Origin of the sequence: Prevotella sp. DNF00663 (assembly GCF_001553265.1) — a bacterium.
Lineage (GTDB): Bacteria > Bacteroidota > Bacteroidia > Bacteroidales > Bacteroidaceae > Prevotella.
In genome coordinates, this window is the sequence record NZ_KQ960669.1 from 1 (window position 1) to 9434 (window position 9434).

Sequence of the window (9434 nt, forward strand, 5' to 3'; positions counted from 1 at the left end):
ACACAGTACATTATCGGTCGCCACTTTGACAAGGAACATCCACATGTTCATATCGCTTTCAATCGGATAGATAATAACGGAAAGACCATTTCTGACCGTAACGACAGGTTCAGAAGTGAAAAGATCTGCAAGGAACTGACCGCCAAATATGGTTTGTATTTCGCCGATGGCAAGGAGAATGTCAAGGAACACCGCCTGAAAGAACCTGACAAGACAAAATATGAAATCTATCAGGTGTTGAAAGCAGAAATAACTCGATGCAGGGATTGGAAAACTCTCCTTAGTCATTTGGAAAAGCAAAATATTGATGTCCGTTTCAAGTACAAAGGTAACTCACAGGAGGTGCAGGGCATCATCTTTGAAAAGAACGGTTATCATTTCAATGGTTCAAAGGTGGATAGGGGTTTCAGTTATTCCAAGATAGACTTTGCCCTGCAACAAAATAACAGGGAACACGAACAGCAGACACAAGGAATGATAAACCTCATATCTAATGTTGCAAGTGTTACGAGCGAAATTACCAACGACCTTATAGGAGGAGGATTGGATTTGTTTCAAACTCATGGTACTGTCCCTGCGGAGGTTTACAACACACTCGATAAAAAGAAGAAAAAGAAAAAACGTAAAATACATTTATAACTATGGCTGATAATAATACATTTGTCCTCTTTGAGGAAATCAAAAACAAACTGGAGACAATTTACAGGGAGCTAAAGGAGTTGAAAGAAAAGGAGAACAGTCCTGTTTCTCTCCCTATTCAATCTACACCAGCACAAAGTGATGAGCAGAAAGAACAGGAATTGCTCAATCAGTATGAACAGCGAACAAAAGATGTGATTAACAAGTATATTGGAGTACAAGTGCGCATCAAAGACGAGGAGGCTAAATCCATGGACAAATTGGTGGCAAGCGTCATGACCATGTTGCACGAATGGCAGGAGCAGAAAGAGCATCCACAACCGCAGGAACATATTCATAGGCATAGTTTTGACATTAAGTCATCGAAAGTCTTTATTACTGTGGTGGCTGTGTCTATCCTCTGTCTTATTTCTTTGGTCGGCAATTACTTCTTGTTGCAAAGCAAACAGCAATATGAAGATGATGCCTTGAAATTCCGCATCATCAGAGTATGGAGAGGATGTAGTCCCAAGGAAATCCTATGGCTCAATGAGGTATTTGACATTCATCGTGATGAAAAGATTATCAAGCTAATCAAAGAAAAGGCAGACGGATACGACTTACAACTAAAATCTAAGGCTGATAGCTTGATGCAGAAGAAATTGAAATAATACTCTACGAAGCAAGCCCAACCAAACGAGATGCAGGTTGGGCTTGTTATATCACCATATTATTCTATGATTTCCCAAAAGCCACCATTATCTGGTCCAACACGACGGAGATATCTGCCACGCATAACTTCAATATTACGATAGATGGAAGTTTCACTAATTCCTATATTTTTAGCCAAATCTGCCCTTGATATATAGGGATCTTCTAACATCAGTTCCAATATCTTGATTCGGTTAGCCGTTAATCTTTCTCCATGAGCATTAGCCTTTTCAATTAATCTTTCTGTTACCTTTTTATTTGCCTCTGCTACCTTTTCTGCTACTTTGTTGCTATTTTCTGCTACCTTTTCTGCTACTTTATTGCTATTTTCTGCCACCTTCGGTACTGTAATTTTCAAAATAAAATCATCAAGATGGAAAGATAAATGTGGTGTACCATTAGCTTCCAATTCCCTGCATACACGATCAACACCCTCTCCAAACTCTTTTACATAGTCGTATGCTTTTAAGAATTGAGCAATTTTCGGATTGCGTGAGAAATGCGTATGTCGGATGTTAGAGGGCTTGACCGTTCCGGGTAATCTACCGGGCGACTCGAATACAAGGCGATTGTCAAACATCTTAATTTGGATTTCCGTACCCTTTATATTATAGGCTCGGTGGCAGCAAGCGTTGACAACCATTTCTTGGATCACAAACTTTGGGTAATCCCTATTGGTTACAAACTGTCCATGCTGTCCAAGGAAAGTGTGTTCCTCCACTTGGGTTTCAAGATAAGCTATCGTGGCTTTCACCTGATCAAGTATCGTTCCTTCAAAAGTTACGTCCTTAATCACATTCATTTCTGCGCCCACTCTCTCTTCTGTACCTTTATAACGGATAAAGCGAGTACGCCCACGAGGAAAGAACCTTTGAGGATATTTACCAAACAACAGGATACAAGCTACACTAACCTGCTCCTCTCCCTTTGCATTGGTAGTTATGAAGTTATTATTCTCATGTAGATATTGCTTGGCAGACTTGGCATAACCAATCAATTCTGTATATCTTTCGACAGCAGCCATATCAATATCATCTACCGTAGCACCATACACAGCCGTATCTTCATAGTAGCGTTCTCCTTTGTCATACATTAATTGTATACGTTCTTCAAAAGTCAACTTTCTGCTCTTATCGCCAACACGCATATAGGCTTCATCTACTTGGTTAGCATGCAACTCAGAACTTGCAGGGATGTACATTAACAAGATGTGATTATCATTCCCATCCTTATCAGTACAGGGCAGTAGGTCGCTGGTAATAGGCACAGAAGGATTACAGAAATCCAAAGGAACACGCAGCAACTCATTCAGCTTCTCTGTATGTTGATCCACGCCCTCTATCTTCCTCGTCTTATCAGACACACCAATAGCAATCGTTCCACCATCGGCATTCGCAAATGCCACGATGGTAATTGCCAATGTTTTGGGATCAATTTGAATACTCTTGCAGTCAAAAGTTTGGTCTTCTTTATGCTTCTGTACTTCTTCTATAGACATTTTATTTAAGCTATTTAGAAATTCTTACTTTTCAGAATTAATTTTCTCTAACAATTTTTCTATTTTATCACGTCCTTCTACATATTCATTTTTAGATGGTATATATGCTATATCTTGATGACCACCTGGGTAAAAAAGAATCATATCTATTACTAGACCTTCTAAGAAAATGTTTTCATTCTCCTTTTTTACAGAAACCCTAAAATGTCCTATATCTAATTGCTCGTTGGGGAAAATTACTTCTTGTGATGGTGAACCTAATTTTAGACGTTCTCTTTCAATCCATGTATAAGAGTTCTTAACTTCTAAGGGTGAATACGATATGTTGTGGCAATAATGGGCATGATTAATATAGAAATTCAACTTGTAAGTAGTGCACTCCTTGTTGCCCCAATTCCCAATAGTTGCCCCAAGAATGTACTCGACTTCATCTGCATTTTTCTCTTTTTTAGATAGGAAACATCCCAATATTTCTAATTGTGGAACAGAAACTCTGTTATATACATCTTTTACTTCATAATCTTCCATCGGCTCAGATTTGAAGTTAAAGCGTTTATAATATCTCTTATCTCTTGCCATATGTGGTGCTGCACCACTCCTTGGTATTTTAACAACATATATAGATTGGTCTAAATTGTTAATTCTGACGGGAAATATTTTTAATTCTTCAATCTTTGGCTGAATAAGCTGTATCACATTCTCTAACCACTCTTTTGTGTATATTCGTCCATCTACTGGGCTTAGACTTTGCGGTCTATTGTCTTTTTCAGAAAGACCATAAACGATAATTCCCCCATCTGAATTAGCAAAAGCAGAAACGTCTTTGGTTATCTCTGTACGTTTTTTATCATCTTTATCTAAAGCACCAGCTGCCTTATAGTCGAGATGTATATTCTCCTCAATCTCACTAGCTATGAGATACTCGATGTCGTCTATCGTATAATTTTCAAGATTATAAAAATCCATATTATATTTCTTTAAGAGATCTAATTTCGTCTAATAAACTAAATATAGGTTTAAAGCCTTCAAAGTCTTCGTCATTAAAGGTCTTGGCTTTCTCTGCTAAGATTGTTTTAGATTTATTCCTTAGGTTTTCTGATATGGTGTCAATGGATAATCCTATAAAATGTCCTTTTTTTTCTTCTAAAGCGGAACTGAACGCCTCCTCGTATTTAGACGCATCATAGCAATTTTCTATCGTAAAGCCTTTATCATTATATCCTTTTTGTTTTGGTAATAAAAAAGCATAGAAAGACTTTGAAGGTGTACCGTCTTTGTATTTTACATGCTTAATTTTGTCATTATTAGCTTCCTTTTCAAATCCACTCTTTATGGCTTGTTGCCCAGCATCATCATTGTCAAAGATACCAATAAATTGTTTTCCCCATACTATTTCCGAACATGATAGACCTATTAATACCTCTCGAATATGCTCACTACTGTTCATAGAATAAACATCGAAATCAAGTAATGGGAAGTTTCCTTTGAGATGCTTAAAAGCTTCTTCTATATGCGTTTTGTCAGTTTTCCCTTCTACCAATAAGGTCATTTGTTTGTTTGAAGCTAAAAACATATTCTGCTCATGGACATTCCACATGTTATCTGTAATAGAGGTTACAAGTTTTGCTTTTTCATTATCAATACTAACAGTATACCCTTCTGTGTCTATACCTAATCCTTCGATATGTCCTTCAAATTTCACAGCCAATGTGGGGGAGTGCGTAGTCATAACATTCTCTCTGTTAGGATATTTTTCAAAAAGTTCTTTCAATTGAGCTTTCCTACTTATATGAATATGAGAATCTGGTTCATCAAATAGAAGCAAAGAATTTTCATCTGCAATAGTTTCGAGTATCACAAACATCAGCAAGTTTTTCTGTTCACCCTCACTTAAATCTTCCAAAGAGATTGTAGCTCCATTGTTTAAAAGAATATCGAATGATATATCGGTTATAATTTTATCCTCTTTAGGCATTGTAGCGGCATACATGATTTTGAAAAATTCTCTTTGTTCCATGTATTCCAACCGTTCTCTAAGTTGAATAGTAGTAAGCTCTATTGTGCCCGTTGAAAGTTCTGATATGCTATCTATATTACAAAGAGCCTTTACCATTTGTATGACTAAATTTTCCTTCCATTCACGTATTTTCTTTAGATTAAACGTAAATTTCACATTAGATATACTCTGTATATTTAAGGTGTTATTACAAAATTCTTTTACGTCAGTAAAGACTTCAAAATCGTGAAAAAATAATAATAACAGAGAAATTGTTAGGTTATACCGATTAATATAGAGCATTGGTAATTCTGGAATACTATCGGCATTCTTAATTGTAGATATATAATCGTTATAATATGGCCAATAGCAGTCATTCCATAAGCGTAAATTATCACCACTATAGCATGCGATCACATTCTTTGGAAGAAGAGAAACGTCATTAAAGAATTTTGTTTGCGCAAGAAACTTATCATCAACCTTAAAGCTATACTTTTTTTCTTTCTGTATCTCTACTTTTTTGGCCGCAATCTCATACTTTATTACATAATTAAAAGAAGGCTCATACAATTTTTTATTATACAAACCAGCAAAGATTGATGAAAAAGCCTCAAGTACATGACTTTTTCCACATCCGTTCTTACCGATTAGAACAGAAATGCCCTTTTTTGCTTCAAAGTCTATCTGTAAAGCTTTGATATTTTTATACCCTTTTATTGACAAGGATATTAGTTTTAAGAAATTACTTGCCATACTTATTTAAATATTTCGTTTTCAAATTGTTTTGTAGCTTCCTCCTTCATATCTTGGATCTTGTTCCTAAGTTCCTTTATGAACACTTTCTGCTCCATGATATATGTAGCTATTTTATTTTGTATGTCTATAGAAGGTATCGCGATATCATAATTTTTAATTTTACCTGCATTGAGATTCGGTTGATTATTACCAGTAGCTAAAGAGCGTAAATCATCATAGCATCCTTGCAAATAATACCAAAGATAATCTGTACTAACAATGTTGTTGTTAATATTGTATAGTACAGCACATGCTTGGTTAGTCGCGGCATCAACACCCATTTTAGCCGTCCTGCCTCTTGTTTCTCCTTGCCCGTACATCGCAATTATCAAAGAACCCTTGGGATATAGTTTAGCTGAGCTATTTGCAATAGCTTCTTCTGTTATATGCTCTTCTGTGTCAAATATCTCTTCATTTAATACTTCCCCTGTTTTTATCCAAGGGATAGTACCTTTGTAGTATTGCGAGCATGACCGAGAAGGTGTCCCACCGCTTCCCAATTGACAAAGGTCTTTTATTTTCATGACAGGATATTTCCCATCTTTCTGATGCTGGTTGTTTCGAATTAAACTAGTCCCCCATACTGAAATTTTGCTGTATTTTACAAGTTTCAAATAATGATTATTATCAGCTACGTTATCTTCTCCATCTTCTCTTTTATCAATACCCAACATTTCCAGCAAATTAGAATTCATCCTTTGCTGAGTTTGTTGAGCATTCAACTCCAAGGCTTTTGCTTCTTCCAACTTTGACTTATATGCAGAGACCATCTCTTCTTGTCTTTTAAGGGATGGTAATGGTATTTCCGTATCAAGGAATTCATTTGGTTTAAGCCTTGCCTTCGAAATGCCTGTAACCTTCTTATTCAGAATGTCCTTAAAGAAATTGCTTCTAATAACCATAACGAGAAACTCGCCTATAACTCTTGTTGAATCAATCTTGTAAACGGGGTATTCAGAACTTACTCCGAATGGGATAGCACCTTTGGAATGATAATATATGCACCCATGCTTTATATTTATTTTAGAGTAAATCAATGAGTCTGCATCTACTTTATTCAGATTACCCTTGAAAGATACATTGTCATTCTTATCCCTTAGAAACAAATTGCCTGCAAAACTTATTTTTGAGATGATCTGCCAGTCATTGGCAATCATTTCTTGCTTTGAGATGGGAACATGATATGGTTGTAGGACCTCGCTTAGTTTGATGGAGTTGTCAAACGATATATTCTCTTCCACATATCGCTTTACATCCCATAGTGAGAGGTGCTTATAGTCAACTGTTTTAATGTAGTTATAATTTTTACTATGCATACACTTTATTTCTTTGCATCATAAAATGGTTCTGGCTCGGAGACAATACCGTCTGTCATCCTATAACGAAAAGTATATCCTTCGTCATCTGTCTTGTACCCAATTTTCTTTATCGGGACTCCCCATAAATTGTTTTCAATACGATAAGGTGTATATTCCTTTGCCAAAGGTATAAGCTCGTTTTCAATCTCTGCACCCGTAGTGCTGATACCAGCTTTTTGTATCTCCGCTATAGGGATTTCATAGTCGAACTTTTCTTTAACTACTGCTTTTACCTCCATCTCGATTTTTTCTTGCAGAGCTTTTAGTTTTGCTCGATAATCTTTCCTTTCTTCTTTTGAGGGTGCTTCATTCCCTCTTAACTTCAGCTTCTCTTGAAGTTCATCTATCTCTTCCTGATATTTTGAAGTAACTGTTATCTGAGCTTCACTCTGTATTTGAGAGTAAGTCGCAGCCTCGTCTTCAGTAAACTTCTTAAAGAACAACAGACTAGGTTTTACAGTTGCTCCTGATGCAATGAATACATCTTGAGGAATGGAAACAATCAGCAATATCTTTGCTTTACCTTCCACAAAATCACGAGCTTTTTGCAGATTGGTATTGTTCAACACCCCTTCGGGTAATACGATCCCCATTCTGCCACCCGGCTTTAGAAGGTTTAGACAACGTTCAATAAATAACACTTCCGTAAGGCTACTTTCAATATTGTAAAGGCTCAATAGTGATTTACCTATATGATCGTTTACCTGACGCAGAGCTTGCTTATATGCCTCCCCATACCGATTGACATATTCTTCAATTTTAGCTTCGTCAGTGAATCTGTCTGCCTCTGATATTTTTAAGTCTTTCTCAACCCTTGCCCCAAAAGGAGGATTAGTAAGAATAATGTCAAAGCGATTCTCGAAAATACCATTTACATTGAGTAAACCATCATGGTGATGTACACCTCCATGCCCATCGCCGTGCATAATCATATTCATCTTGGCTGTTCGAGCCATTCGAGGATTGGCATCTGTTCCATAGATACAGTCAAATGACAAAGAGCGCAAACGCCCCTTTTCATTATTGATGTTCAGTTCCTCATTCAAATAAGAAAAGGTTTGTGCAACTTCTGCTTCAATCTGCTGCTTCTTTTTATCAGACATCTTGTCATAGTCTTCCCCATACTCTTCCGTTTTTATCCCTTCTTTTTGCTGCTCAATGTCTTTTTCTATCTTCTCGCGCACATACTCAAAAGTTTTGATTAAAAAGCCACCACTTCCGCAGCAAGGGTCGCAAACCAATTCTCCTTCTTGTGGGTCAAGAATTGACACCATAAAATCAACAATGGTGCGGGGGGTGAAAAATTGTCCTAACTCCCCCCTAAAGGTCTTACCAAGGAACTTTTCAAAGGCAATACCTTTCACATCGTCAGAGGTTGTAGAGAGATTGTAAATCTCTAACTCTTTAACGATTTGCTCAAAACTATTTTCTCGTATCTCTATCTTAGCATTATCATCAAAGAGATGGTCGTTTGCAAATTGTTGTTTTGTTTTTTCAAACAGGTTTTGGTAGAAGGGAATGGCATCTGTTACACCCATTTCCTTATTTAACTTTTCGTATGCCTTTCTATTTACAACAAACCTTTCTTTCGAGAATATCTGTCCCTCATCATTTTCACGTTCATAGCGTATCTTAATAAAAAGGATCTTACTAATCTCATCAAAAGCAGCCTCTGGAGAAAGTTTGTCATTATTGCGGATAATGTTGTGACATTTGAATAATAGCTTCGAAAATTCATCACGTGTAAAAGCCTTTGTCTGCTTTAACAACTTGTCTATTTCTTTCCTATTACCAGCTTGTTCTGCGTTTGGAATATCTACAATTTCATCCAATTTATCTGGGATTTGTCCTTTTACAATTTTGAAAATACGAGTTTCCTTTAAGTTAGTCGTTACAAAGAAATCTGCGTGTGCCCAAGAAGCATAATTCATACCCTGATAATAGTCTTCCTTATGTATGGTAACAGATTCAGCCTTACATTCCACAACTATTAAAGGATACTTTTTACCTTCCTTGTCCTCTTTACTTTTCCAAATGACAATATCCGCACGGGCTGAGCCTTGCCCACGTTTTGAATTGGTAACTTGCAATTCTTGCCCCATTTGGTCAAATGTATAACCATAGCTATCTGCCAAACGGCTGATATATTTTTGTCTTACTTCTTCCTCTGGTTTCAACACAAGCCATTTATCCTTTAAAGGAGCGTATATTTTGTTATCTTTTATTTGTATTGTCATAATTATATTCTTTATTCTGTCCACAACAAATCATCAACTCTCACTCCCAATATCTTTGCCAACTGAATGAACATTTCTACATTGGGTTGGGCAACATTCGTTACCCATTTTGATATAACTGCAGGGTCTTTATCCAAGATTTCTGCCAGTTGTTTATTGGTCATTCCTTTTTCGGCGAGAACCACCTTTAGACGGTTTATTTTCTTGCGTTCCATACTTAT

The 9434-nt window shown here is 36.6% G+C and carries 8 protein-coding genes; 2 read left to right on the forward strand and 6 right to left on the reverse strand.

Going from position 1 to position 9434, the window contains the following annotated elements; translation table 11 throughout:
• Together HMPREF3034_RS11865 and HMPREF3034_RS11870 are read left to right on the forward strand one after the other, a co-directional pair.
• A partial coding sequence (locus HMPREF3034_RS11865) for a relaxase/mobilization nuclease domain-containing protein (RefSeq protein ID WP_062435774.1) occupies nucleotides 1–639 on the forward strand: 639 nt, incomplete at its 5' end.
• Nucleotides 640–641: 2 nt separating this feature from the next.
• Nucleotides 642–1289: a hypothetical protein gene (locus tag HMPREF3034_RS11870; RefSeq protein WP_062435778.1), complete on the forward strand. Its 648-nt coding sequence runs from the start codon at nucleotides 642–644 to the stop codon at nucleotides 1287–1289.
• A 59-nt stretch (nucleotides 1290–1348) separates the two neighbouring features.
• On the opposite strand, the gene HMPREF3034_RS11875 is transcribed toward HMPREF3034_RS11870, so the two are convergent.
• From HMPREF3034_RS11875 to HMPREF3034_RS11900, 6 genes are read right to left on the reverse strand one after another with little or no spacing between them, the layout of a single operon-like run.
• Nucleotides 1349–2827: an RNA-binding domain-containing protein gene (locus tag HMPREF3034_RS11875; RefSeq protein WP_062435781.1), complete on the reverse strand. Its 1479-nt coding sequence runs from the start codon at nucleotides 2825–2827 to the stop codon at nucleotides 1349–1351.
• A 24-nt stretch (nucleotides 2828–2851) separates the two neighbouring features.
• A complete protein-coding gene (locus HMPREF3034_RS11880) occupies nucleotides 2852–3793 on the reverse strand; it encodes an AlbA family DNA-binding domain-containing protein (RefSeq protein WP_052044482.1) in 942 nt (313 codons plus the stop codon).
• Nucleotide 3794: 1 nt separating this feature from the next.
• The gene (locus HMPREF3034_RS11885) at nucleotides 3795–5576 is read right to left on the reverse strand and encodes an ATP-dependent nuclease (RefSeq protein WP_036868475.1); all 1782 of its coding nucleotides are present in this window, start codon (nucleotides 5574–5576) and stop codon (nucleotides 3795–3797) included.
• 2 nt (nucleotides 5577–5578) lie between these two features.
• A complete protein-coding gene (locus tag HMPREF3034_RS11890) occupies nucleotides 5579–6934 on the reverse strand; it encodes a restriction endonuclease subunit S (RefSeq protein ID WP_036868477.1) in 1356 nt (451 codons plus the stop codon).
• Nucleotides 6935–6939: 5 nt separating this feature from the next.
• Entirely contained in the window at nucleotides 6940–9213 is a 2274-nt protein-coding gene (locus tag HMPREF3034_RS11895) for an N-6 DNA methylase (RefSeq protein ID WP_062435784.1), read from the reverse strand.
• A gap of 11 nt (nucleotides 9214–9224) precedes the next feature.
• Nucleotides 9225–9428: a helix-turn-helix transcriptional regulator gene (locus HMPREF3034_RS11900; protein WP_036868481.1), complete on the reverse strand. Its 204-nt coding sequence runs from the start codon at nucleotides 9426–9428 to the stop codon at nucleotides 9225–9227.
• Between the last annotated feature and the right edge of the window lie 6 nt (nucleotides 9429–9434).